Annotated in this window: 22 protein-coding genes and 1 tRNA gene; 12 read left to right on the plus strand and 11 right to left on the minus strand. The window is 71.1% G+C overall.

The features are described 5' to 3' along the window. The first annotated feature begins 93 nt into the window (after positions 1-93). Positions 94-1260 (plus strand): SUKH-4 family immunity protein, encoded by a 1167-nt coding sequence (locus tag OG780_RS25745; RefSeq protein ID WP_328451949.1) that lies wholly within the window; start codon positions 94-96, stop codon positions 1258-1260. 151 nt (positions 1261-1411) lie between these two features. Here OG780_RS25745 and OG780_RS25750 read toward each other — a convergent pair. Continuing rightward, a tRNA-Cys gene (locus OG780_RS25750) sits at positions 1412-1486 on the minus strand. Between the two features lie 248 nt (positions 1487-1734). Here OG780_RS25750 and OG780_RS25755 point away from each other — a divergent pair. The 6 genes from OG780_RS25755 to OG780_RS25780 all read left to right on the plus strand — a co-directional run bounded on the left by OG780_RS25755 (position 1735) and on the right by OG780_RS25780 (position 7880). After that, positions 1735-3177, plus strand: coding sequence for an MFS transporter (locus OG780_RS25755; RefSeq protein ID WP_328451951.1), 1443 nt, complete (start codon positions 1735-1737; stop codon positions 3175-3177). 45 nt (positions 3178-3222) lie between these two features. After that, the gene (locus tag OG780_RS25760; RefSeq protein ID WP_328458382.1) at positions 3223-3420 is read left to right on the plus strand and encodes an Arc family DNA-binding protein; all 198 of its coding nucleotides are present in this window, start codon (positions 3223-3225) and stop codon (positions 3418-3420) included. Continuing rightward, positions 3421-3807, plus strand: coding sequence for a type II toxin-antitoxin system death-on-curing family toxin (locus OG780_RS25765; RefSeq protein WP_328451953.1), 387 nt, complete (start codon positions 3421-3423; stop codon positions 3805-3807). 175 nt (positions 3808-3982) lie between these two features. Beyond that, a complete protein-coding gene (locus OG780_RS25770) occupies positions 3983-5785 on the plus strand; it encodes a DEAD/DEAH box helicase (protein WP_328451955.1) in 1803 nt (600 codons plus the stop codon). Positions 5786-6295: 510 nt separating this feature from the next. Next, on the plus strand, positions 6296-6937 hold the full coding sequence (locus OG780_RS25775; RefSeq protein ID WP_328451957.1) for an IclR family transcriptional regulator: 642 nt from the start codon (positions 6296-6298) through the stop codon (positions 6935-6937). 154 nt (positions 6938-7091) lie between these two features. Next, the gene (locus OG780_RS25780; RefSeq protein WP_328451959.1) at positions 7092-7880 is read left to right on the plus strand and encodes a YlbL family protein; all 789 of its coding nucleotides are present in this window, start codon (positions 7092-7094) and stop codon (positions 7878-7880) included. A 42-nt stretch (positions 7881-7922) separates the two neighbouring features. Here OG780_RS25780 and OG780_RS25785 read toward each other — a convergent pair whose 3' ends face one another. From OG780_RS25785 to OG780_RS25815, 7 genes are all read right to left on the minus strand, one after another. After that, positions 7923-8111, minus strand: coding sequence for a hypothetical protein (locus OG780_RS25785; RefSeq protein ID WP_328451961.1), 189 nt, complete (start codon positions 8109-8111; stop codon positions 7923-7925). A 55-nt stretch (positions 8112-8166) separates the two neighbouring features. Beyond that, a complete protein-coding gene (locus OG780_RS25790; RefSeq protein ID WP_328458384.1) occupies positions 8167-8703 on the minus strand; it encodes an ArsR/SmtB family transcription factor in 537 nt (178 codons plus the stop codon). Positions 8704-8960: 257 nt separating this feature from the next. Then, the gene (locus OG780_RS25795; RefSeq protein WP_328451963.1) at positions 8961-9929 is read right to left on the minus strand and encodes a glycine betaine ABC transporter substrate-binding protein; all 969 of its coding nucleotides are present in this window, start codon (positions 9927-9929) and stop codon (positions 8961-8963) included. After that, a complete protein-coding gene (locus tag OG780_RS25800) occupies positions 9926-10792 on the minus strand; it encodes an ABC transporter permease (protein WP_328451965.1) in 867 nt (288 codons plus the stop codon). Before OG780_RS25800 ends, OG780_RS25795 begins: the two co-directional genes overlap by 4 nt. Next, positions 10789-12123: a betaine/proline/choline family ABC transporter ATP-binding protein gene (locus tag OG780_RS25805; protein ID WP_328451966.1), complete on the minus strand. Its 1335-nt coding sequence runs from the start codon at positions 12121-12123 to the stop codon at positions 10789-10791. The genes OG780_RS25800 and OG780_RS25805 overlap by 4 nt, the downstream gene beginning before the upstream one ends. Beyond that, positions 12116-12763 carry an ABC transporter permease gene (locus OG780_RS25810; protein ID WP_328451968.1) on the minus strand — a complete coding sequence of 216 codons (648 nt, stop codon included), beginning with the start codon at positions 12761-12763 and terminating at the stop codon, positions 12116-12118. Before OG780_RS25810 ends, OG780_RS25805 begins: the two co-directional genes overlap by 8 nt. A 21-nt stretch (positions 12764-12784) precedes the next feature. Beyond that, positions 12785-13255, minus strand: coding sequence for an Lrp/AsnC family transcriptional regulator (locus tag OG780_RS25815; RefSeq protein WP_328451970.1), 471 nt, complete (start codon positions 13253-13255; stop codon positions 12785-12787). A gap of 122 nt (positions 13256-13377) precedes the next feature. Here OG780_RS25815 and hppD point away from each other — a divergent pair, with 122 nt between their 5' ends. Continuing rightward, on the plus strand, positions 13378-14523 hold the full coding sequence (gene hppD, locus OG780_RS25820; RefSeq protein WP_328451972.1) for a 4-hydroxyphenylpyruvate dioxygenase: 1146 nt from the start codon (positions 13378-13380) through the stop codon (positions 14521-14523). A 111-nt stretch (positions 14524-14634) separates the two neighbouring features. Here the strand turns inward: hppD and OG780_RS25825 are convergent, their stop codons facing one another. Continuing rightward, on the minus strand, positions 14635-16194 hold the full coding sequence (locus tag OG780_RS25825; RefSeq protein WP_328451974.1) for a tetratricopeptide repeat protein: 1560 nt from the start codon (positions 16192-16194) through the stop codon (positions 14635-14637). A 92-nt stretch (positions 16195-16286) separates the two neighbouring features. Here OG780_RS25825 and OG780_RS25830 point away from each other — a divergent pair, with 92 nt between their 5' ends. Further along, positions 16287-17702: an FAD-binding oxidoreductase gene (locus OG780_RS25830; protein WP_328451976.1), complete on the plus strand. Its 1416-nt coding sequence runs from the start codon at positions 16287-16289 to the stop codon at positions 17700-17702. A gap of 28 nt (positions 17703-17730) precedes the next feature. Here OG780_RS25830 and OG780_RS25835 read toward each other — a convergent pair whose 3' ends face one another. Beyond that, positions 17731-18249, minus strand: coding sequence for an SsgA family sporulation/cell division regulator (locus OG780_RS25835; protein ID WP_328451978.1), 519 nt, complete (start codon positions 18247-18249; stop codon positions 17731-17733). 279 nt (positions 18250-18528) lie between these two features. Here OG780_RS25835 and OG780_RS25840 point away from each other — a divergent pair, with 279 nt between their 5' ends. Continuing rightward, on the plus strand, positions 18529-20292 hold the full coding sequence (locus OG780_RS25840; RefSeq protein WP_328451980.1) for an RDD family protein: 1764 nt from the start codon (positions 18529-18531) through the stop codon (positions 20290-20292). Positions 20293-20355: 63 nt separating this feature from the next. Further along, entirely contained in the window at positions 20356-21075 is a 720-nt protein-coding gene (locus OG780_RS25845) for an RDD family protein (protein WP_328451982.1), read from the plus strand. Positions 21076-21255: 180 nt separating this feature from the next. Here the strand turns inward: OG780_RS25845 and OG780_RS25850 are convergent, their stop codons facing one another. Next, on the minus strand, positions 21256-21579 hold the full coding sequence (locus tag OG780_RS25850; RefSeq protein ID WP_328451984.1) for a hypothetical protein: 324 nt from the start codon (positions 21577-21579) through the stop codon (positions 21256-21258). Positions 21580-22019: 440 nt separating this feature from the next. Between OG780_RS25850 and OG780_RS25855 the strand changes: the two genes are divergently transcribed. Next, positions 22020-24374: an immune inhibitor A domain-containing protein gene (locus tag OG780_RS25855; RefSeq protein WP_328451986.1), complete on the plus strand. Its 2355-nt coding sequence runs from the start codon at positions 22020-22022 to the stop codon at positions 24372-24374. Positions 24375-24466: the final 92 nt, after the last annotated feature.

The raw sequence follows: 24466 nt of genomic DNA on the forward strand, positions 1-24466 counted from the left end.
GCGTATCGTTCTGGCTCGATGGGGAACTGCCGTGGAACCACCGGCCGTTCCCTCCCGGGGGAAGCACGGAGCGTTCACATGCGCGGGGGAGCCATGAGTACGACTGACACCGAGGTCGGCGGCGCGATCACGCTGACCGGCGACGAGCTGGATCCGTTCGTCACGCACCCGGGCACCCGGGACCGGCTCACCGGTCCCGGACTGCCCCCGGGCGGCGCGCTGCTCGCCTTCGGCGCCCTGCGCGAGCACGGCCTGCGCACGGTCGCCGACCTGGCCGGAGACGCCGACAAGCTCGCCGGGGAACTGCGCGACCAGCTCGTCATCGGGGCGCTGCGCAGCCTCGACCGGGACCTGGAGTCGATCGTGCTCGACGGGACGACGGGCGAGGTCTCCTCGGCGTACGTCCGGCGGAACCCCGCCCACCTGGACCTCTCGCCCCTGGCTCCCTCCCTGGACGCCCTGCTGCGCTTCGCGGCGGCCACCGAGGAACTGACCCTGTCCCGCGGCCGCTCCGGTCCGTTCGGCCCGAAGGCGGTCGCGCAGGTGTCGGACCGGCTGAGCGCCGTCTTCGAGGGCACCACCGGTGAGGACGTGCCGCCGTACTGGCGGATGGCCGCCCTGATCCGCCCGCTCGCCCGGATCGCCGGACCCGGCGACGGGCTCGTCCTCGGCCTGCCGAAACGGCTGCTGGACGAGGAGTTCGGCGCGGGCGTGATCATGCGTTTCGAGGACGTCGACTTCCCGCCCGCCCTGACGCACGAGCCGACCCGCCGCTTCCTGCGGGAGTCGGGCCTGCCCGAGGACGGATTCCTCTTCCAGCTCGACACCGAGATGCCGCTTCCGGCCCTCACCGAGTACTACGCGGACGAACGCCCCGAGGAGTTCACCGCCGGCCTGCTCCCGGCCGCCGCCGACCGCCTGATACGCCTCGGCCGCCTCCTGGAGGACACGAGCCTGGTGGTGGACGGCGCCACGGGCGCCGTGCTCGCCTGGAGCGAGCCGGACCTGACCCTGCGCCCGCTGAACGCGGACATCTCCACGCTGGCCTTCACCCTCTGGCTCCTGCACCGCGAAAGGTCCGTGGACGCGGCCCACCACCTCAGCGACTGCTACGAACAGCTCGCCGCCACCCTGACCCAGACGCTCGCCACCGTCGATCCCGGCGCCTGCGACCACACGCCGGCCCTCCCGGGCGACGACGGCCGCCGCCACTGGCCGGAGATATTCGAGGACCGGTCCGTCGGCATGCTGTACGCGTAGGGTCTGCCGTTTGGATCAGGTGGCGCCGAGGCAGGTGCCCTGCCCCGCGTCCCGCCGCATGGTCCAAACGACAGACCCTGACGGCCCCGGCCGCCCGGCGACCGGGCGGAAAACAGGTCGGCCGCCCCGAACCGGGACGGCCGACCCTGCATGGAGGCCGTGGCGGGAATCGAACCCACGTAACTCGATTTGCAATCGAGCCCCTGAACCACTCGGGCACACGGCCGTTCTCAGGTGCGGCACGGCTCACTCGTTCCGAACCTGATGGACCGACCGTAGGCGGGTGCGGGGAGGGGCTCAAGGGTTCCGGGGCGGCTGCAACGCGACTGCCACACGCCGTTCACGAACGGCGGGCGGCCCGCAGGGAACGGGGTCGCGCGACGGCCCGGGGGAGTGGTCCTAGGTCCAAAGGACTGCCTGATCACCGACTACCGACAGGAGTCACCGAAAGCTGCGCACCTTACGCTGACCGGCATGACAGCAGTGGAAGTGAGCGAGGTCGCGACGGTTTCGCCCGAGGGTGACGGCGACGGCGGGGTGCTCAGCCGGACCCACCGGGCGCTCACCGTCGGGATCGTGTCCGTGGTGCTGGTCATCGCGTTCGAGGCGACGGCCGTGGGCACGGCGATGCCCGTCGCCGCGCGGGACCTCGACGGGGTCGCCCTGTACGCGTTCGCGTTCTCCGGCTACTTCACGACGAGCCTGTTCGGGATGGTGCTCGCCGGGCAGCTGTCCGACCGCGACGGGCCGCTGACCTCGCTGGCCTCGGGCATCGGCGCGTTCGCCGCGGGACTGCTGCTGTCCGGGACGGCCGGCGGGATGTGGATGTTCATCCTCGGGCGGGCCGTCCAGGGACTGGGCGGCGGGCTCGTCATCGTCGCGCTGTACGTCGTGGTCGGGCGGGCCTACCCGCAGCGGCTGCGGCCCGCGATCATGGCCGCGTTCGCGGCGGCCTGGGTGGTGCCGTCCGTGGTCGGACCACTCGCGGCGGGCGCGGTCACCGAGCACCTCGGCTGGCGCTGGGTCTTCATCGGGATCCCGGCGCTGGTCGGTGTTCCGCTCGCGCTCGCGCTGCCGCAGATACGGCGGCGGGCGTCCGGGCCCGCCCGGGCGGGCGCCCGCGCGCCGCTGGACCGGCGGCGCATCCGGCTGGCGTTCGGGATCGCGCTGGGCGCCGGGCTGCTCCAGTACGCCGCGCAGGATCTGCGCCCGCTCTCCCTCGTACCCGCCGCGACCGGTGCCGCACTGCTCGTCCCGGCCGTGCGTGGGCTGCTGCCCCGCGGCACCTGCCGGGCGGCCCGCGGGCTGCCCTCCGTGGTGCTGCTGCGCGGGGTCTCCGCCGGTGCCTTCATCGCCGCCGAGTCCTTCGTGCCGCTGATGCTGGTCACCCAGAGGGGCCTGTCGCCGACGCTCGCCGGGCTCTCGCTCGCGGCCGGCGGCGGGACCTGGGCGCTGGGTTCCTGGGTGCAGGCGCGGCCGCGCGTGGAGCCGTACCGGGACCGTCTGATGTTCCTCGGCATGCTGTTGGTCGCGGCGGCCGTCGCCGCCGCGCCGAGCGTGCTGATCCCGGCCGTGCCGGTGTGGACCGTCGCCGTGGCCTGGGGGTTCGGCTGTTTCGGCATGGGCCTGGTGATCGCCTCGACCAGCGTGCTGCTGCTCCACCTCTCGGCGCCCGAGGAGGCCGGCGCCAATTCGGCCGCCCTTCAGATCTCCGACGCCCTGTCCAACGTGCTGCTGCTCGCCCTCGGCGGAGCCGCCTTCGCGGCCCTGGGCGGCGGCGCGGTCGCCGACGCGGCCGGCGTCGCGGCATCCGGCGCCCACCCCTCCCACCCGGCCGCCTTCGCCGCGGTGTTCCTGCCGATGGCAGGGGTGGCACTGCTGGGGGCATGGGTGACGACCCGGCTGCGGGAACGATAAGTGGTACTGCTTTGACCCCACTTCCGGTACCGTTGTGGTATGGCTATGAACCTTCGTCTGCGCGACGACCAGCAGGAGGCGCTCAAGCTGCGAGCCGAGGAAGAGGGGCGCAGCATGCACGCCATAGTGCTTCAGGCGATCGACCGGTATCTGGAGCAGGAGGCGGACCGGGCCACGGTCCGCCGCCTGGGGGCCAAGTACGCGACGGGCCAGGCCGACCTGCTGCGGAGGCTGGGGGAGTAGATGAAGTACCTCACGGTCCAGGAGGCCCTGGACCTCGCGGAACTGGCGTGCGGGGAGCGGACGCCGGTCGCCGTGCGTGACCTGGGTCTGCTCAGCTCGGCACTGCACCGTCCGCAGTCGCGGATGTTCGGCGTCGAGGCGTACACCGACCTCTTCGAGAAGGCCGCGGCGCTGTTCCAGTCGCTTGCCTCGAACCACCCCCTGGTGGACGGCAACAAGCGCACGGCGTGGATGTGCACCGTCGTCTTCCTCGACTTCAACGGCACCGGGATGCTCGACGTCGACCAGGACGAGGCGTACAAGCTCGTCATCGAGGTGGCGGCCGGACAACTGGCGGATGTGGCCCTCATCGCATCGCGCTTGAGGGCGCTGCACGAGGCCGTGTGACGTCAGTCCCATCCACCGCCGGCCCGGCCTCGTCCGCACGTCGTCGTGGGCCGGGCGCCGGTAGGGTGGCCCGGTTGTCATACGTAGCCGAGCCGCCCGCGCGCCTGCCGTCACGCCCGTTCGACGCGCCGCGCACGGACCCGGACGCTCCCAATCGACACCCAGACCGGAGACCGTGACTACCACCGCCGCCAGCGCCTCCTCGCACACCCACCACCTCTCGCCCGCGTTCCCCGGACGAGCCCCCTGGGGTACCGCCAACAAGCTGCGCGCCTGGCAGCAGGGGGCGATGGAGAGGTACATCCAGGAGCAGCCGCGCGACTTCCTCGCCGTAGCCACCCCCGGCGCCGGCAAGACGACGTTCGCGCTGACCCTCGCGTCCTGGCTGCTGCACCACCACGTCGTGCAGCAGGTGACCGTGGTCGCGCCGACCGAGCATCTGAAGAAGCAGTGGGCCGAGGCGGCCGCGCGGGTGGGGATCAAGCTCGATCCCGAGTACAGCGCCGGGCCCCTCAGCAAGGAGTACCACGGCGTCGCCGTCACGTACGCCGGCGTCGGTGTGCGGCCGATGCTCCACCGCAACCGCTCCGAGCAGCGCAAGACCCTCGTCATCCTCGACGAGATCCACCACGCCGGAGACAGCAAGTCGTGGGGCGAGGCCTGCCTGGAGGCGTTCGAGCCCGCCACCCGCCGGCTCGCGCTCACCGGTACGCCCTTCAGGTCCGACACCAACCCCATCCCCTTCGTGACGTACGAAGAGGGGAGGGACGGCATCCGGCGGTCCTCGGCCGACTACACGTACGGCTACGGCAACGCGCTGGCCGACCACGTCGTGCGGCCCGTCATCTTCCTCTCCTACAGCGGCAACATGCGCTGGCGCACCAAGGCGGGCGACGAGATCGCCGCCCGGCTCGGCGAGCCGATGACCAAGGACGCCATCAGCCAGGCCTGGCGCACCGCGCTCGACCCGCGCGGCGAGTGGATGCCGAGCGTGCTGCGCGCCGCCGACCAGCGCCTCACCGAGGTGCGCAAGGGCATCCCGGACGCCGGGGCGCTCGTCATCGCCTCCGACCAGGACTCGGCCCGCGCCTACGCCAAGCTGATCCGCGAGATCACCGGCACCAAGGCGACCCTCGTGCTCTCCGACGACACCGGCGCCTCGAAACGGATCGACGACTTCGCTGCGAGCGAGGACCGGTGGATGGTCGCCGTCCGCATGGTGTCCGAGGGCGTCGACGTGCCCCGCCTGGCCGTCGGCGTGTACGCCACCACCATCTCGACCCCCCTCTTCTTCGCCCAGGCCGTCGGCCGTTTCGTACGGTCCCGCAGGCGCGGCGAGACGGCTTCCGTGTTCCTGCCGACCGTCCCCGACCTCCTCACCTTCGCCAACGAGATGGAGGTCGAGCGCGACCACGCCCTCGACAAGCCCAAGAAGGAGGGCGAGGAGGACCCGTACGCCGAGTCCGAGAAGGAGATGGAGGAGGCGAACAAGGAGCAGGACGAGGACACCGGCGAGCAGGAGCAGTTCTCCTTCGAGGCGCTGGAGTCCGAGGCCGTCTTCGACCGGGTCCTCTACGACGGCGCCGAGTTCGGCATGCAGGCCCACCCGGGAAGCGCGGAGGAGCAGGACTACCTCGGCATCCCCGGGCTCCTCGAACCCGACCAGGTCCAGCTCCTGCTCCAGAAGCGGCAGGCCCGGCAGATCGCGCACAGCCGCAAGAAGCCGGCCGAGGAGGCGGACCTCCTCGAACTTCCCGCCGAGCGCCGCCCCGTCGTCTCCCACAAGGAGATGCTGGAACTGCGCAAGCAGCTCAACACCATGGTCGGCGCGTACGTCCACCAGAGCGGCAAGCCGCACGGCGTGATCCACACCGAGCTGCGCCGCGTCTGCGGTGGTCCGCCGAGCGCGGAGGCCACGGCCGGACAGCTCCGGCAGCGGATAGCCAAGGTCCAGGAGTGGGCCACCCGGATGCGGTGACGCCCGCGCGACGGAGCGTGCGGACGCGGTGGCGTCCGCGGGGAACCGGGGGGCGTGCCCGGGGCGTCCCACCGTCGGGGCGGCACGGTGAGCCGGTCGCCTCCGCGGCCGGCGGCGGTATCCGGAACCCGGGCCGCGGGCCGCTGAAGCCGTACCGAGGGGGCGTGTCGTGTTCGGACAGGCGTGTGCCGTGGCCCGTGCGCTGTGTATACGAGCGGTGTACGCCGAGTCGCGCGCGCCCCGCGTTCCGGGACAAACGGAATCACTTCGCACCGGCGGATGCCCGGATTCTGGACGGAGACTTCCGCTCAGCGGACCTGCTCGCTACTGTCCGGCTACGCACACGCCCCGTGGCAGCGCCGCCGCGGAGCGCAGCCGTGAAGCGACTGCGGCCCGGGAACAGCCCGGGGCGCCGGCCGACCGGCGGCCTCTGAAGCGCGTCGCCGACGGGACTCGGTGCCGCATCCGCCGTACGAGGGCCGTCGACCTCACCACTAAGGAGTGGGCGTCGTGACCGCGGAGACCTCTCAGACGCTCGACCGGGGACTGCGGGTCCTCAAGCTGCTCGCCGACACCGATCACGGGCTGACCGTCACCGAGCTCTCGAGCAAACTGGGCGTCAACCGGACCGTGGTGTACCGGTTGCTCGCCACGCTGGAGCAGCACGCTCTCGTACGCCGTGATCTGGGCGGCCGTGCCCGGGTCGGACTCGGCGTGCTGCGCCTGGGCCGCCAGGTGCATCCGCTGGTCCGGGAGGCCGCGTTGCCCGCGCTGCGGGCGCTGGCCGAGGACATAGGCGCGACGGCTCATCTGACCCTGGTCGACGGGACGGAGGCGCTCGCCGTCGCGGTCGTCGAGCCTACGTGGACGGACTATCACGTCGCCTACCGCGCCGGTTTCCGGCACGCCCTGGACCGGGGGGCCGCGGGCCGCGCGATCCTCGCCGCCCGGCAGGCACCGGTGGGGGAGCCCGGATACACGCTCACCCATGGAGAGCTGGAGGCCGGAGCGTGCGGGGCCGCGGCGCCGCTGGTCGGGGTGACGGGGGTCGAGGGCAGCGTGGGCGTGGTCATGCTGGCGGACGCCGTACCGGAGCGGGTCGGCCCGCGCGTGGTCGACGCGGCCCGTGAGGTGGCGGACGCCCTGCGCTGACCGGGCCCACAAGGTCGTCCTGGGCCCGGACCGAAGCCCGACAGGCCCCGAACCCGTGTGCGGGCCCGGTCCGTGACCCCGGGCCCGGGGTCCTGTACGGAGGCCGTGGGACCTGTACGGAGGTTCCGTCGGGTGGTGACGTTAGATTGACCCCGTGCTCTCTCGCCTCACGCGCCCCCAGGCCGTCGCCGTCTGCGCCTTTCCCGTCGTGGCCCTGCTCGCCACGGCGGTGTTCGCGCCGCTGCCGTTCTCCCTGGCGCAGCCCGGTCTGACGGCGAACGTCCTCGGCGAGAACAAGGGCGAGCCGGTGATCACCATCAGCGGGGCGCCCACCCGGAACACCAGCGGACAGCTGCGGATGACGACGATCGAGGCCACCGGCCCGGACGCGAGCGTCTCCCTCGGTGACGTGCTCGGCGCCTGGTTCGCCACGGACAAGGCCGTGATGCCCCGCGACTCGGTGTACCCGAGCGGTGGCAGCGTCAAGGAGATCGAGCAGCACAACGCGAACGAGATGAAGGAGTCCCAGGACAGCGCCACCGAGGCGGCCCTGGGGTACCTGCACGAGAAGGGCGACGTGAAGGTCACGCTCAAGCTCGCCGACGTCGGCGGACCGAGCGCCGGACTGCTCTTCTCGCTCGGGATCGTCGACAAGCTGGACGGCGACGGCAGCGGCGGCGACCTCACGGGCGGCCGTGTCGTCGCGGGTACGGGGACGATCGACCCCGACGGCAAGGTCGGCGCGGTCGGCGGCGTCAGCCTCAAGACGCAGGCGGCCCACCGTGACGGCGCGACCGTGTTCCTGGTTCCGAAGGCGGAGTGCTCGGACGCGAAGGCGGAGCTGCCGAAGGGGCTCCGGCTGATCCCGGTGACCGACCTCGACGGAGCGGTGAACGCCCTGGTGGCCCTGGAGAAGAACAAGGGCTCGGTCCCGAGCTGCTGAGTCCTTCCGGCCGGGGGTGCCGCCGGCCGGGAGCGCGGCCGGTCAGCAGGCGGCGACGGCCGGCCGCGGCGCGGAGGCCAGCCGGAGGCCGACCTCCACGAGCGTCCAGCCGACACGGGTACGCAGCCGGCCGGGGTTCCCGGCCTCGGTGGCGAGCCGGTAGGAGTCCGCCTCCGCTCGCAGATCGGCGGCGCGCACGTGCTGCAACTGGAGGTGGGTCTCGGGATGCATCGGAGTGACCTCTCTTCGGTGTGATCGAGTCGTGCGCGATGTCCGACCGGGTGGATCAGCCGGAAGCCTGCGGGAAGGCGTGCGTGTGGAAGCGCACCTCCTCCGCCTCGGGATCGTCCGCGGGACGTTCGACAGCGCAGTAGCTGTCGAGCAGGTCGTGCATCTTCTGGATGAGCTCACGGGTCTGTGCCGGGGTGAGGCGCATCTTGAAGTCGCTCATGTCGGTGGCGCCGGCCCACTTCTCGGACCAGTCGTCCCGGGTGCCCAGCCAGGTCGACAGCTCACGGGCGTGCAGGGTGGCCACCTCGTGCAGGAACATGTCGGCCGCGCCGCGCACCGCCGGGTCCGGGTCCTTGAGGAGCTCCTCGTCGAAGCCCAGGCCCTGGTGAACGGCCTGCCACCAGCGCTCGCGACCCTTGCCCCGCTCGGGGGCGTCCTCGACGAAGCCGTGTGCGGCGAGCTGGCGCAGGTGGTAGCTGGTCGCTCCGCTGGACTCGCCCAGCCGCTCGGCGAGCATCGACGCGGTGGCCGGCCCTTTCTGACGCAGGCTGCTCAGCAGTTCCATGCGCAGGGGATGGGCGATCCCGCGCAGTGAGCGGGCGTCAAGGCGGCGGTGTTGTGGGGGCTCCGGCGGGAGGGGCGGGAGCGGGGGAACGGGGGGACCTGGAACCTCCGGCGGGTCCGGCGGGACCGGGGGACCGTCGGCATCCGGAAGGTCCGTAAGGTCCGGAAGGTCTGGCGGTTCGGGGGGAAGTGGGGGCTGCTCCGTCATGCGTACAAAGATAGCGTTGCAAAGAATCCCTTGCAACTACTTCTTTGCAACCAGTTCTTTGGATTGGGCTCGCGGGATCAGTCCTGCTTGACGAAGCCCTCCTGTGTCATCCAGTCCAGCGCCACCTCGTGCGGGTCCTGGCCCTGGACGTCCACCTTCGCGTTCAGGTCCTGCGCCACCGTGTTGTTCAGCTTCTTCGTGACCGGCTCGATGACCTCGGCGATCTGCGGATACTTCTTCAGGGCCTTGGAGTTGATGACAGGCGCGGCGTTGTAGTTGGGGAAGAACTTCTTGTCGTCCTTCATCACCACCAGGTTCATCGACTTGATGCGCCCGTCGGTGGTGAACACCTCCCCGTACGTACAACTCCCCTTCTGTACCTGGGTGTAGATGATCCCGGTGTCCATCTGCGTGATGTTCTTCGCGGGGATGTCCATCCCGTACGCCTTCTCCATGCCCGGCAGTCCGTCGGCCCGGTTGGCGAACTCGCTCTCCACGCACAGGGTGACGGCGCCCGGGTCCGATTTCGACAGCGCGGCCACGTCGGACAGCGTCGTGGTGCCGTACTTCTTGAAGTTGGCCTGGTTCATGGCGAGCGCGTAGGTGTTGTTGAGGGCGGACGGCGGCAGCCAGGTGACCCCGTTCTTCGGGTCGGCGTCGTGCACGGCCTGCCACTGCTTCTGCGGGTCCGGGATCGGCTCGCTGTTGCCGAGGTAGGTGATCCACGCGGTGCCCGTGTACTCGTACATGGCGTCCGCGTCACCGTTCTTGATGGCCTCGCGCGCGCCGATCGACCCCTGGATGCCGGTGCGGTCGATCACCTTGGCGCCCGCCCCCTGGAACGCGATGCCCATGATCGCGCCGAGGATCAGCTGCTCGGTGAACTCCTTCGACGCCACCGTGAGAGTGGCGCCCTTCAGCGGCTCGCCCTGCCCGATGGACCCGGGCTCGACGTTGTCGGTCATGGGGGAGCCGCTGGTCAGCCCGCACGCGGACACCATGACGAGGACGGCGGCCAGGGCCGCGTGGGCGCGCACCCCTCTCATGTCCCCACCTCCAGCCCACGCGGCCTCAGCAGCAGTTCCGCCAGCGACGCCAGCCAGTCGACAAGCAGCGCGAGCGCCACGGTGAGGATCGCGCCGAGGACCAGGACCGGCATGCGCTGGGTGGTGATGCCCGTGGTGATCAGGACGCCGAGGCCGCCGCCTCCGCCGAACGTGGCGAGGGTCGCGGTGCCCACGTTCAGGACGAGCGCCGTACGGACGCCGGCGAGGATCAGCGGTACGGCCAGGGGCAGTTCCACCCGGGTGAGCACGCCCAGCGGTGACATGCCGATGCCGCGCGCCGCCTCCAGCAGGGTCGGGTCGTTGGCCTTCAGACCGGCGATCGTGTTGGACAGGACCGGCAGGATCGCGTAGATCGTGATGCCGATCAGGGCCGACTTCTCGCCGGTGCCGAGCCAGATCACGAGCAGGGCCAGCAAGCCGATCGCCGGGGTCGCCTGCCCCATGTTGGCGACCGTCATCGCGATCGGCGTCAGCTTCCTGAAGGCCTTGCGGGTCAGCAGGATGCCCAGCGGAATGGCGATGATCAGCACGAAGAACGTGGAGATCACCGTCAGCTGGATGTGCTGCCACAGGGCCTTGGACACCTGGCCGTTGGACAGGGCGTTCTTGGAGATCGCGTCGAGGTCGGCCTGCTGGAACCAGATCCAGGTGGCCAGCAGCAGCGCGATCAGTACGGCGGGCAGGAAGGTCAGCTTCTGCCAGCTGATCCGCCGCCTCGGGGGCGCGTGCGGCGGCGGAGCTTCCCGCTCGCCCGTGCCGTCCCCCTCGCTGTCGTCGCGGAAGGCCACCCCCTTGACCTCGTGCTCGCCCTCGGGACGCCGGGCCGCGGGCGGCGTGCTCACGCTTTCGCCTCCCCGCCGTCGACGCCCTCCTGCTCGAACTGTGTCTGATGGGCGCGCGCCTCCTCCAGCTCGTGCTGGTGCTCCATCGCCTCCAGCCGGTCGGCCTCAAGGAGTTCGTGCACGGAGTTCATCAGGGTCTCCATGTCGACCACCCCGGTGTACTCGCCGCGCCGCCCGGTCACCGGGACCCGGCCGGAGTTGTCCGTGAGCACCGCCTCCAGGGCGTCGCGCAGGGTGGCGTCCCTGGTCACCGTGTCGTGCACCAGCGTGCCCGCCCGTGCGAGCGAGCCCTTGGCCCGCATCAGATCGCCGCGCCGCAACCACTTGTAGGGGCGGCGCCGCTTGTCGAGCAGCAGGATCTCGTTCGTACCGCTGGAACGGAGCTTGCCGAAGATCTCCTGGAGGGGATCGTCGACGGTGACCGTCGGATAGTCGGTGATCTCCACATCCCGTACGCGGCTGAGGTTGAGCCGCTTCAGCGCGGCGCCCGCGCCCACGAACCCCGACACGAAGTCGTCGGCCGGGTTGGTGAGGATCGCCTCCGGGGTGTCGAACTGCGCGATGTGCGAGTGCTCGCGCAGCACCGCGATCCGGTCGCCCAGCTTGATGGCCTCGTCGAAGTCGTGCGTCACGAAGACGATCGTCTTGTGCAGCTCGTGCTGGAGCCGGATCAGCTCGTCCTGGAGATGGTCGCGGGTGATCGGGTCCACCGCTCCGAACGGTTCGTCCATGAGCAGCACGGGCGGGTCCGCGGCCAGCGCCCGCGCCACACCCACGCGCTGCTGCTGGCCGCCGGAGAGCTGGCGCGGATAGCGGCCGTGGAACTCGCCCGGGTCGAGCCCGACCAGGTCCAGCATCTCCTCGACCCGCGCCTTGATCCGGCCCTTCGGCCAGCCGGTCATCTTCGGTACGAGCGCGATGTTCTGGGCGACCGTCATGTGCGGGAAGAGGCCGGACGACTGGATCGCGTACCCGACCTTGCGGCGCAGCTTCACCGGGTCCATGTCGGTGACGTCCTCGCCGCCGATCCGGATGCGGCCGCCGCTCGGCTCGATCAGCCGGTTGATCATCTTCAGGGTGGTCGACTTGCCGCAGCCGGACGGGCCGACGAAGACGACGAGCTCACCCGCCTTGATCTCCATGTTGACGCTGTCGACGGCGGCGTCGCGGCTGCCGGGGTAGCGCTTGGTGAGGTTCTCCAGCTCGATGGTGGCGCCCGTGGTGGCCGAGGTGCTCCCGCGCGCGCCGCCGTCGCCGACCCCGCCGCCCGGCGCACCGGCGGGGCCCTCGGTGTCCGCGGGGCCCTCTGAGGTCTCTGCGGTCTCAGGCACGGATCCCCCTCGGGATGGTCAGCCGGCCGAGCAGGACGTAGGCGGCGTCGAAGAGCAGCGCGAGGATGATGATCCCGACCGTGCCCGCGAGCACCTGGTTGAGCGCGTTCTTGCTGCCCAGCGAGCTGATGCCGCGGAAGATCTCGTTGCCGAGGCCGGGCCCGGAGGCGTAGGCCGCGATGGCCGCGATACCCATCAGCATCTGGGTGGAGATCCGGATACCGGTCAGGATCGGCGGCCAGGCCAGCGGCAGTTCGACCCGCATTAGGCGCGACGTCCGCGACATGCCGATACCCCTGGCCGCGTCCACCAGCGAGGGATCGACACCGCGCAGGCCGACGATCGAGTTGCGCACGATCGGCAGCAGCCCGTACAGCGTCAGGGCGATCACGGTCGGCGGAACGCCGAGGCCCACGATCGGGATCAGCAGACCGATCATGGCCAGCGAGGGAATGGTCAGGATGGCGGACGTCGTCGTGGTGGCGAGGTTGCCCGCCCAGTCGCTGCGGTAGGTGACGACGCCGATCAGTACGCCGATGACGGTCGCCACCACCATGCACTGGAAGACCGCGCTGGCGTGTTGGTAGGTGTCCGTGAGGAGCTGTTCGTGGCGGCTGCCCAGGTACTGCCAGAAGTTCACGCCATCACCCCGCTCCTCGGTTCAGCGCTCGGTCGCCGCCTGTTCCACGAGCGGGATGATCCGCAGTGGGACCGGGTTCTCCATGACGATCGCCGTGGAGGCCCGGACGATGCCATCAAAACCGACAACCCGGTCGATCACCCGCTGGAGATCGGCGTTCGAACGGGCCACCAGCCGGCACAGCATGTCCCCGCTGCCGGTCGTCGTGTGCAGCTCCAGCACCTCGGGCACGGTCGTCAAATGGGCGCGTACGTCCGCCCCTTGCCCCTGCCGGATCTGGAGCGTGGCGAACGCCGTGACCGGATAGCCGAGCGCCGCCGGGTCGACCTGCGGACCGAAGCCCCGGATGACTCCGTTCGACTGAAGACGGTCCAGCCGGGCCTGCACCGTCCCCCGTGCGACCCCCAGCCGCCGCGACATCTCCAGGACCCCGATACGCGGCTCCTTCGCCAGCAGCAACAGCAGTCGCCCGTCCAGATGATCGATCGCCATGCGGGCCTCCGAGATGGTCATCATGTACAGAAAGCCCGCTGTCCCAGGTCTTTCACTGCACACATTGTTCAGTCGACAGGCGAACTATTGCGCACCTTGCGGAACGGAGGGAGCCTGCGGCCATGACGCAGACCACACACCACACTCCCGACACCGCCCGGCAGGCCGATCCCTTCCCGGTCAAGGGAATGGACGCGGTCGTCTTCGCCGTCGGCAACGCCAAGCAGGCCGCGCACTACTACTCCACGGCCTTCGGCATGCGGCTCGTCGCGTACTCCGGACCGGAGAACGGCAGCCGCGAGACGGCGTCGTACGTCCTCGAGAACGGCTCGGCGCGCTTCGTGTTCACCTCGGTGATCAAGCCCGCCACCACCTGGGGCCACTTCCTGGCCGAACACGTGGCCGAGCACGGCGACGGCGTCGTCGACCTGGCCATCGAGGTCCCGAACGCGCGCGCCGCCCACGCGTACGCCGTCGAGCACGGCGCCCGCTCGATCGCCGAGCCGTACGAGATGAAGGACGAGAACGGCACGGTCGTCCTCGCCGTCATCGCCACGTACGGCAAGACCCGCCACACGCTCATCGAGCGGTCCGGCTACGACGGCCCCTACCTGCCCGGGTACGTGGCCGCCGCGCCGATCGTCGAGCCGCCCGCCAAGCGCACCTTCCAGGCCATCGACCACTGCGTCGGCAACGTCGAACTCGGCCGGATGAACGAGTGGGTCGCCTTCTACAACAAGGTCATGGGCTTCACGAACATGAAGGAGTTCGTGGGCGACGACATCGCGACCGAGTACAGCGCGCTGATGTCGAAGGTCGTCGCCGACGGCACGCTCAAGGTCAAGTTCCCGATCAACGAGCCCGCCATCGCCAAGAAGAAGTCCCAGATCGACGAGTACCTGGAGTTCTACGGCGGCGCGGGCGTCCAGCACATCGCGCTGAACACGAACGACATCGTCGCGACCGTACGCACCATGCGCGCGGCCGGTGTCCAGTTCCTCGACACCCCCGACTCCTACTACGACACGCTCGGCGAGTGGGCCGGCGACACCCGCGTCCCCGTCGACACCCTGCGCGAGCTGAAGATCCTCGTCGACCGCGACGAGGACGGCTATCTGCTCCAGATCTTCACCAAGCCGGTCCAGGACCGTCCGACCGTCTTCTTCGAGATGATCGAGCGGCACGGCTCGATGGGCTTCGGCAAGGGCAACTTCAAGGCCCTCTTCGAGGCGATCGAGCGCGAGCAGGAGAAGCGCGGCAACCTCTGAGGCCCTCGAACGGGCCTTCCTCGAAGGCCTGTCGGGCCCCATGTGTCCGGGGGACGCCGCATCGGCGTCCCCCGGACACGTTTTTCGTACCGGTGCTTTTCATGCCGGTGTTCAGCGCGCCGAGGTCTGCCCCGGGGCGGCCGGAGGGGCCGGCGGCGCCTCCGTGTCCTCGTCCCCCGACTCCTCCGCCGGGCCCCCGGCAGGCGGCTCGCCCAGCGCGGTCAGCGCCTCCCGGGCCGCGGGCACCAGCAGCGTCGAGAAGTAGGGATTGATCCGCAACGCCTCGGTGAGGTGCCGGCGGGCCGGACCGGACAGCCCCAGATCACGCTCGATCTGCCCCCGGTGGTACGCGTACAGCGCGCTGCGCACACCGCCCCCGTGCTCCTTGTCCGTGGCCCGCACGGCGAAGCCGAGCGCCTCCCGGTCGTTCCCGGCGCGGTGCAGCGCCCAGCCCAGCGCGTCCGCCACCGCGATGCCCGGCCGCCGCTGCCACGCGGCGCGCAGCTCCATCACCGCGGCCCGCGGATCGCCGTGATCCGCCTCGAAGAGCCCGAGGACCGGCTCGTCGTCCACACCCGCGGCACCGTCCCGCCGCACCACGTCCCGCAGCAGGCCGTACTGCGCGCGCGCCTCCGCGCCGAGCCCGAGCTTGTCGTACAGCTCACCCAGCTCCAGCGCGTGACGCAGCACGGGCCGCTCGGCGAGCGCCGCCCGGTACGCGCGCAGCGCCTCCGGCACGCGTCCCAGCGCCGCCAGCGCGCGCCCCTGCCCGGCCAGGGCGTCGTACGCGTCGGCGTCGGTGCTCACCGCGGCCCGGTAGTGGTCCAGGGACGCCCGGCGGTCGCCGCGTTCCCACGCCAGGTCTCCGCCCTGCGTGAGGAAGGCCGCCTGCTCGGACGGGGTGGCCGCGCCCGCCGCCGCGTCCGAGATCGCCGCCGCCGCGTCCTCGCGCCGCCCGCGGTCCCGGTACACGCGCGACGCGACGGCCTGCGCCGCCGGCCCGGAACGCAGGGCCAGCAGCTTGCCGAGGGTCCTGTCCACGGCCTTGTAGTCACCGAGCCCGTTGTACGCGTCGATGAGCACCGGATACGTCGTCCACCGCTTCGGCGCCAGCTTCGAGGCGGCCTCGCCCCACCGCTTCGCGGCCCGGAAGTCGCCCCGCGCGCCCGCGAGGGAGGCGAGCCCCTCCAGCGCCGCCGTGTTGTCCGTGGGCCGCAGCCTCAGCGAGGTGCGCAGCGCCTTCTCGGCCTTCGGGTAGAACGCGTCTGCCGCCGCTCGCCGGGCCCGCTCCGTGTACGCGACACCCAGCACGGCCCACGACACGTCGTCGCGCGGACGGGCCCGCACCCGGGACTCGCGGTCGTCGATGAGCGCGGCGAGATCGGACAGCGCCGCGGGCGCTCCGGCTCCCACCGCGCTCACCGCCCGCGCCGCCGGACCCGGGGCGGGCCGCGGTGCCCCGCCCCCGCCCGCCGAGGGCAGCAGCATCAGCACACCGCCGAGCACGGCACAGCCGGCGACCGCCGCGATCAGCGGACGCCGGTCGAGCGGGGAGCGGCGCGCGCCGGAGAGCTCCTCGGACCGCTCGCCGACGGGCTCCTCGGACCGCGGACCGCCGGGCACGGGGTGCCCGGACCCGGGCGGCACCGGCTGTCGCTCTTCGATCTCCATGCCGTTCACTGTGCGTCAATACGAAGACCGCGCCCCGGCACACGAAGCCTCGCGCGAATGGGGTTCACACCGATGGCCCCGGGTGCGACCCTGTGATCATGAGCCGTATCGAAGCCCCGCGGGATGAGGACACGGCAGCGACCGGCAGCCTCCTCGACCGTCTGCTGAGCGGCCTGCCGGCCGAGGCCGTCCTCACCGACCCGGACGTCACGGCCTCCTACGCCAACGACATGGCGAGCTTCTGCGAGGCGGGCACACCCGCCGTGGTCGTCCTGCCGCGCACGGTCGAGCAGGTCCAGCACGTCATGCGCGTCGCGACCGAACTGCGCGTCCCCGTCGTCCCGCAGGGCGCCCGCACCGGCCTGTCCGGAGCGGCCAACGCCACCGACGGCTGTGTGGTGCTGTCTCTGGTGAAGATGGACCGCATCCTGGAGATCAGCCCCGTCGACCGCATCGCCGTCGTCGAGCCCGGTGTCGTCAACGCCACGCTCTCCCGCGCCGTGGGCGAACACGGCCTGTACTACCCGCCGGACCCCTCCAGCTGGGAGATGTGCACCATCGGCGGCAACATCGGCACGGCCTCCGGCGGCCTGTGCTGTGTGAAGTACGGGGTGACGGCCGAGTACGTCCTCGGCCTGGACGTCGTCCTCGCCGACGGGCGGCTGATGTCCACCGGGCGCAGAACCGCCAAGGGTGTCGCCGGCTACGACCTCACCCGCCTCTTCGTGGGCTCCGAGGGATCGCTCGGCATCGTCGTACGGGCCGTGCTCGCGCTGAAGCCGCAGCCGCCCCAACAGCTCGTCCTCGCGGCCGAGTTCGGGTCGGCGCGAGCCGCCTGCGACGCCGTCTGCAAGATCATGGAGGGCGGGCATGTCCCGTCCCTGCTCGAACTGATGGACCGTACGACCGTCAAGGCCGTCAACGACCTCGCGCACATGGGCCTCCCGGAGACCACCGAGGCACTGCTGCTCGCCGCCTTCGACACCCACGACCCGGCGGCCGACCTCGCCCTGGTGGGCGCCCTCTGCGAGGCCGCCGGCGCGACCCAGGTGGTCCCCGCCGAGGACGCGGCCGAGTCCGAACTCCTGCTCCAGGCACGGAGGTTGTCGCTCACCGCGCTCGAAGCGGTCAAGGGCACCACGATGATCGACGACGTGTGCGTACCGCGCTCCCGGCTCGGCGACATGCTCGACGGCATCGAACGCGTCGCCGAGAAGTACGCCCTGACCATCGGCGTCTGCGCGCACGCGGGCGACGGCAACACGCACCCCACCGTCTGCTTCGACGCAACCGATCCCGACGAGTCCCGGCGCGCCCGCGAGTCCTTCGACGAGATCATGGCCCTCGGCCTCGAACTCGGCGGCACGATCACCGGTGAGCACGGCGTGGGCGTGCTGAAGAAGGAGTGGCTCGCCCGCGAGATCGGCCCGGTGGGTGTGGAGATGCAGCGGGCGATCAAGGCGGCGTTCGACCCGCTGGGCCTCCTGAACCCGGACAAGCTGTTCTGAGATCCGGGACCGGTCCGGCGCCGGCCCGTCAGGACCGCTCACCGTCCGCCGACTCGTCCGAGGGCCACGGGTCGCGCAGCCACAGATCGTCGGGGGACGGCGCTCCCGTCCGGTCGGGCGGGGCCGACAGCCCGGGGGACGGCGTGAGCAGCTCGGCCAGACCGGCGTCGATGCCGAGCTGCCCGGTCTCGGTGCCCGGGGGGACCGCCCTGAGGGTGCGCTCCAGCCAGGCGGTGATCTGCGCGGCGGGCGCTTCGAGCAGCGCGTCGCCGTCCGGCGAGCTCAGCGCCATCAGGACGACGCCGCGGCCGCCGACCTTCGTCGGCCACACCCGTACGTCGCCGTGACCGCAGGGCCGGAACACCCCTTCGACGAGCAGCTCACGGGCGAATGTCCAGTTGACGGGATGATCGGATCCGACGTGGAAGGTGATGCGGACGGCGTACGGGTCGTCGGCGCGGTACCTCAGACGCGCCGGGACCGGGATGCTGTGTTCGGGCGACAGGACGAGATGAAGCTCCAGCTCGCGTTCCACCACGGTGTGCATGTCGATGCGCTTCCTTTCGTCGTACGGGCTCCTGCGGACGTGCCCGTACGAGTGGAGAGCGCCTCGCGCCGCGACCATTACGCGGGTTCGGAGAATTCTTTCGGGCCCGCTTCGGCCCCCTTCGGGCACACCGCGAACAGCCTCGGACGTCCGGCCGCAAGAGGGGGAAGGAACCTTGCCCGAAAGGAGTGGGTACGGCGGGACCGGCCGTGACGCGTGCGCCGGTCTGGTAGATGTGGACCTCCCACACGACCCCCGAGCAGATACGGGACGACGGACATGAGCGCCCCAACTCCGGCCCCCGGTGACGACAAGCCCCGCGAAGGCTATTACCCGGACCCCTCCATCCCCGGATACGTCCGGTACTGGAACGGCGCCGCCTGGGTGCCGGGCACGAGCCGCCCGGCGCCGGCGGGCGGCGAGGCGCTCGCCCCGCCGGCCGCCGTGCGTTCCGCGCATGTGCCCGCTCCTGCGTCCTCCCCCGAATTCACGTCCTCCCGCGGGCGGACGGGCACCCCCGCAGCGGAGGAGACGGGTCCGCACTTCTTCGACGAGGACCCGCAGTCCCACCACCCCGCCCCCGCCGAGCCCGGGCAACCGGCTCCCGCGCAGCCCCAGCAACCCGCCCCCGCCGAGTCCCAGCACGGCAGCCGGCCCGAACCCGCCGCCTCGTGGGGCGCCGACCGCTCCCGGCAGTCCGGCTTCGGCGGGGACCAGGACCGCCGGGTGTCCTGGGGCGCGCCGAAGGGGTCCGACCCGCGTGCCGCGGGACCCGCCGACGCGGTGAGCCGGCCCGACGGGGCCTCTGCGCGCACGGACGGCACGACGACGATTCCGCCCGTCTCGGACTCCGGCACCGCCTCCCGGCCCCCGGCGGCCGCGGGTCCCATGGTCTTCCGCCGCCCCACCGGTCCGGTGCCGTCCGCGGGGCCGGACGGCACGGGCGCCACGAGCCGTACGGGCGAGGCGAGTTCGGGCGGAGCAGACGGCCGGAGCGGGCCCGGGACAGGAGCCGCCCCGGGCACGGCGCCGTCCGGCGCCGGACACCTCACGGCCACTCCGGGAACACCGGCCCCCGTGCCCGCCGCGGGTGACACGGCGTTCCGTGCGCCCTCCCCGCGTACGGAGCGGCAGGGCGGGGGCACGGGTTCGGCGGACGCGCCGGGCGTGTCCACCCCGTCCGGCCCGTCGACCGCACCCGCCGCGACCGGCCGCCCGACGGCCGCACCCGGCCCCTCCGTGCCGCCCGCGGCGTCCACCGCACCGGCCGGAGACGACTTCGGAGCCTGGCTGGCCGCCGCGGGCGCCGCCGCGCAGGCGTCGGAGGCCGCACCCGCCCCGGCACCCGCTCCCGCACCCGCACCCGCTCCCGCCGTCCCCCAACAGCCCGGTGGCTCCACCCCCGTGGAATCCGGGGCCGGTGGCGGTCAGCCCTCCTGGGCCCAGCAGGTGCACCAGCTCGCGGGTGACCCGGCCGAGGACGGACAGCGCGTCCCGCCGTGGAAGCCGCCGGTCGACGATGTGTTCCAGGCGGCCGCGCGCCGGCAGGCGTCGGCCCGCCCGGCCGGGCTCGGCAGAAGGCTGGTCGCCCGGCTGCTGGACACCGTCGTCATCGCCGGTGTCACCGCGGCTGCCGCCGTGCCGCTGGGCACCAGGGCGGTCGACCATATCGAGGAGAAGATCGACGCGGCCAAACTGTCGGGCGAGAAGGTCACCGTCTGGCTCCTCGACGGCACGACCGTCTCCTGCCTCGGCGCCGTCCTCGCCGTACTGCTCGTCTTCGGCGTCCTCTACGAGGTCCTGCCCACCGTCAGGTGGGGCCGCACCCTCGGCAAGAAGCTGTGCGGCCTGGAGGTGCGCGACATCGAGGGTCACGAACCGCCGGCCTTCGGACGGGCCCTGGCCCGCTGGCTCGTCCTCAGCGTGCCGTGTCTGCTGGTCGTCGGTCTCGCGGGTGTCGTGTGGTGCCTGTTCGACAAGCCCTGGAGCCAGGGCTGGCACGACAAGGCGGCGCACACCTTCGTGGCGGGGCCGGCCCGGTAGTCCCGTCCCCCGGACGGCCCTTCGCCGGATGCGGAGCCGGGGGCTTCGCGGTCGACTCGGGCCATGAGCAGCGAACCGCCGCCCCCGGCCCCCGGCGGGCCACCGGACGACGACCCGTTCAGGAAGCAGCCCCCGCCCGGTGAGGGCACGGGCTCCCCGTACGACCCGCCGCCTCCGTCGGGCGATCGGACCCCGCCGTACGGCAGCGAGCCGCCCCCGTTCGGCGGCCCCTACGGCGAGGGCGGCGGCCCGTATCCGGGAAGCGGCGGACCTCACCCGGGAGGCGGAGACCCGTACGGCGGTGGCGGCCCCTACGGCGGCGACCCGCTCGCCGGCATGCCGCCGCTCGCGGACAGCGGGAAGCGGGTGCTGGCCAGGATCCTGGACATGATCCTGGTGGGCATCGTGGCGTGGCTGCTGTCCTGGGCGTTCGGGGTCACCGAGTACAACATGGACTCGAACAAGATCGAGTACGGCAAGTCGCTCGGGCAGTCCCTGGTGGTCGCCGTGCTCTACGTCTCCTACGACACCGTGATGATCAGCAAGACGGGACAGACCCTCGGCAAGCGGCTGTTCAACCACCGGGTCGCCAACCTCGACAACGGCTCGACGCCCTCCGTGCAGACGTCGCTGGTCCGCGCCCTGGTGCTGTGGATTCCGTTCGCGTTCTGCTGCGCCTGCATCTGGACGGCGATCGCGGGCGGCTGGAGCTTCTTCGACAAGCCCTACAAGCAGGGCCTGCACGACAAGGCGGCCAAGACGGTGGTGGTCGACACCGGCTGACGGCCGGTGGACGGCATCGCCGTACGGGACGGCGGCCGGACGACGGGCCGGGCGGCGAGTGCGCACACCAGAACGGCGGGTCCGTGGTTCACGGGCCCGCCGTTCTGGTACGAGGCCGGAGCGTCCGGGGTGCCGGCGGCCCGCCGGGGAACCGGGGAGCGCGGGCTCGTGTACGCGACTTCAGGGCCCCGCGGGTTCGCGCACCGGCTCGGGCGCCGAGGACGCCGACATGGACGCGGGCACGGACGCCGACAAGGACACGGGCACGGACGCGGTCTCGCGCCGCTCCGGAACCCGCTCGCGCACGACGGCCGCCGCGGCGGACGGCGAGTGCTTCGGCAGCGGGACGGTCATGGCCACCAGCAGTCCGAGAGCGAGCGCCGAGAGGGTGATCAGCACGATCCCCAGACTCGAACTCGTCTGTGACAGCAGCAGCATGGCGAGGGTGGAGAAGATCACGGTGCAGGAACCGTAGGCGAGCTGTGCGGCGGTCGGACGAGGCATGGCAATCGTGTCCTCGGATGGGGGTTCTCCCCCCGGTGCCTCTCGCGATGGGGGAGGGTGCGGATAGATGTCGGTGGTGGGACAACGGTGTCGACGTGGCTGCCCGCCGGCTTCCGACGCTTCGCCAATCGACTCTATTCGCCTGCATGCCCGAGTGGAACGTCCGGTAAGCGTGACCTTACCCACGGTGCCGGTGCACAGGGGGCGCACGGAGTCATCGGGCTCATCAAGTAGGCCGGAAGGCGCGCCTGTTGGCAGGTTTCGGCGCCGTCCGGATACCGAACGGGGGCTCCGCATAATGCACTTGCCAGGTTCAAGTCAAGATCTGTTTTTTCTTTCGTAACTCCGGTCAAATGTCGTCACTTGAATCGCGCAGACGCTCGCGGACCTCCATGACCCGGAACCCCCTCCGCGTGAACGTGCGCGGGGGAGGACATCAAGTGACCAACAGACCATGGACGTTCAGAGCAGCAGCGGTGGGCGTCGCCCTCGCGGCGGCCACCGCCACGTTCTCGACGTACGCCGTGGCGCAGGCCGACTCGGCCGCCGCTTCACCGGTCGTGGACCGCCACGACCCGCAGCCGGTCAGGAACACGGTCGATCACGACCTCGACGGCCCGCTGAGCAAGACCCAGAACGCCCAGCGCCAGGAGGCGCTGAACCAGGTGATATCCGGCGACGCCAAGGTGCAGAAGCGCAACGGCTCGCAGGTCGTCCAGCTGAAGTCCAAGAAGGGCGACAGCAAGTACGTCGAGCTCGGCCGCGAGAAGACCGACAAGATCTTCACGATTCTTGTCGAGTTCGGCGACCAGACGGACCCCAAGTTCGGCGGCACCGCCGGTCCCGCGCACAACACGATCGCCGCGCCGGACCGCAAGAAGGACAACAGCACGGCCTGGCAGGCGGATTACAACCAGAAGCACTTCCAGAACCTCTACTTCGGCACCGGCAAGAACGTCGAGTCGATGAAGAAGTTCTACGAGACGCAGTCCTCGGGCCGCTACTCGGTCGACGGCGAGGTCGCCGACTGGGTCAAGGTGCCCTACAACGAGGCCCGTTACGGCAACAACGCCTGCGGAAGCACGAACTGCCCGAGCGTGTGGAACGTCGTCAAGGACGGCGTCACCGCCTGGGTCGCCCAGCAGAAGGCGGCCGGCCGGACCGACGCGGCCATCAAGGCGGACCTGACCCAGTTCGACCAGTGGGACCGCTACGACTTCGACGGCGACGGCAACTTCAACGAGCCCGACGGCTACATCGACCACTTCCAGATCGTGCACGCCGGTGAGGACGAGTCCGCGGGCGGCGGTGTTCAGGGCGAGGACGCCATCTGGGCGCACCGCTGGTACGCGTTCGGCACCGACGCGGGCGCCACGGGTCCGGGCGACAACAAGCTCGGCGGCGCCCAGATCGGCGACACCGGCATCTGGGTCGGCGACTACACCATCCAGCCGGAGAACGGCGGACTCGGCGTCTTCGCCCACGAGTACGGCCACGACCTCGGTCTGCCGGACCACTACGACACCGCCGGCGGCGACAACTCCACCGGCTTCTGGACCCTGATGTCCTCGGGCTCCTGGCTCGGCACCGGCAAGCAGTCCATCGGGGACCTCCCCGGCGACTTCAACGCCTGGGACAAGCTCCAGCTCGGCTGGCTGAACTACGACACCGCCAAGGCCGGCAAGCAGTCCACGCACAAGCTGGGCGTCGCCGAGTACAACACCTTCGACAAGCAGGCGCTCGTCGTCTCCCTGCCGGAGAAGGCGGTCACGACCACGGTCGTGAACCCCGCGCAGGGCTCGTCCCAGTGGTGGAGCGGCAGCGGTGACAACCTGAAGAACACGCTGACCCGGTCCGTGGACCTCACGGGCAAGTCGTCGGCGAAGCTGACCCTCGACGGCTGGTACGACATCGAGGCCGGCTACGACTACCTCTACACCGAGGTGTCGACCGACGGCGGCGCCAACTGGACCGCTCTGGACGGCACGGTGAACGGCGCCGCCATCCCGCGTGACGGCAGCGACAAGCCCGTCCTCACCGGCACCATCGACGCGTACGCGAAGCTGGCGTACCCGCTCGACGCCTACGCGGGCAAGAAGATCGACGTCCGCTTCCGCTACCAGAGCGACGGCGGTGTGGCACTGAAGGGCTTCGCGGCCGACGAGATCAGCGTCACCGCCGACGGCACCGCGCTCTTCTCGGACAACGCCGAGTCGGCCGACGCCGCTTGGACCGCCGCCGGCTTCTCCCGCATCGGCGCCTCGTTCACCAAGGACTACGCGCAGTACTACCTCGCGGAGAACCGCCAGTACGTCTCGTACGACAAGACCCTCAAGGTCGGCCCGTACAACTTCGGCTTCTCGACGACCCGTCCGGACTGGGTGGAGCACTACCCGTACCAGACCGGCCTGTTGATCTGGAAGTGGGACACCTCGCAGGCGGACAACAACACCAGCCAGCACCCGGGTGTCGGCCTCGCGCTTCCGGTCGACTCGCACCCCAAGGCTCTGTGGTGGGACAACGGCACGCTGATGCGCAACCGCATCCAGGCCTACGACTCGCCGTTCAGCCTGTACCGCACGGGTGGTCTCACGCTGCACAGCGCGGACGTCGCCACGAAGATCCCGTCGTCGAAGGGGGTGTCGGTCTTCAACGACCACACCAGCGACTACTACGACAACCGGAACCCGACCGGCGGTGTCAAGATCACTGACACCAACACCAAGATCGAGATCGTCAAGCAGGCCAAGGATGGCTCGACGATCTCCCTCAAGGTCGGCCCCGCGGTGAAGTAACAGCATTTCCGCAGGTCAGAAGCATATCGGCGGCAGCCCCTGGCGGGTTGCCGCCGATCGTGTTTAGGTGCCTCCTGTGCCTGGCTTATTGA

This window comes from Streptomyces sp. NBC_00386 (genome assembly GCF_036063235.1).
Taxonomy (GTDB): Bacteria; Actinomycetota; Actinomycetes; order Streptomycetales; family Streptomycetaceae; genus Streptomyces.

Bases quoted from the DNA above. Each gene is read 5' to 3' on its own strand.
- OG780_RS25850 (WP_328451984.1), bottom strand. From the start codon at position 21,579: ATGCCTCGTCCGACCGCCGCACAGCTCGCCTACGGTTCCTGCACCGTG.
- OG780_RS25755 (WP_328451951.1), top strand. From the start codon at position 1,735: ATGACAGCAGTGGAAGTGAGCGAGGTCGCGACGGTTTCGCCCGAGGGT.
- OG780_RS25785 (WP_328451961.1), bottom strand. From the start codon at position 8,111: ATGCATCCCGAGACCCACCTCCAGTTGCAGCACGTGCGCGCCGCCGAT.
- OG780_RS25745 (WP_328451949.1), top strand. From the start codon at position 94: ATGAGTACGACTGACACCGAGGTCGGCGGCGCGATCACGCTGACCGGC.
- OG780_RS25825 (WP_328451974.1), bottom strand. From the start codon at position 16,194: ATGGAGATCGAAGAGCGACAGCCGGTGCCGCCCGGGTCCGGGCACCCC.
- hppD (WP_328451972.1), top strand. From the start codon at position 13,378: ATGACGCAGACCACACACCACACTCCCGACACCGCCCGGCAGGCCGAT.
- OG780_RS25765 (WP_328451953.1), top strand. From the start codon at position 3,421: ATGAAGTACCTCACGGTCCAGGAGGCCCTGGACCTCGCGGAACTGGCG.
- OG780_RS25795 (WP_328451963.1), bottom strand. From the start codon at position 9,929: ATGAGAGGGGTGCGCGCCCACGCGGCCCTGGCCGCCGTCCTCGTCATG.
- OG780_RS25835 (WP_328451978.1), bottom strand. From the start codon at position 18,249: ATGCACACCGTGGTGGAACGCGAGCTGGAGCTTCATCTCGTCCTGTCG.
- OG780_RS25760 (WP_328458382.1), top strand. From the start codon at position 3,223: ATGAACCTTCGTCTGCGCGACGACCAGCAGGAGGCGCTCAAGCTGCGA.
- OG780_RS25815 (WP_328451970.1), bottom strand. From the start codon at position 13,255: ATGGCGATCGATCATCTGGACGGGCGACTGCTGTTGCTGCTGGCGAAG.
- OG780_RS25845 (WP_328451982.1), top strand. From the start codon at position 20,356: ATGAGCAGCGAACCGCCGCCCCCGGCCCCCGGCGGGCCACCGGACGAC.
- OG780_RS25840 (WP_328451980.1), top strand. From the start codon at position 18,529: ATGAGCGCCCCAACTCCGGCCCCCGGTGACGACAAGCCCCGCGAAGGC.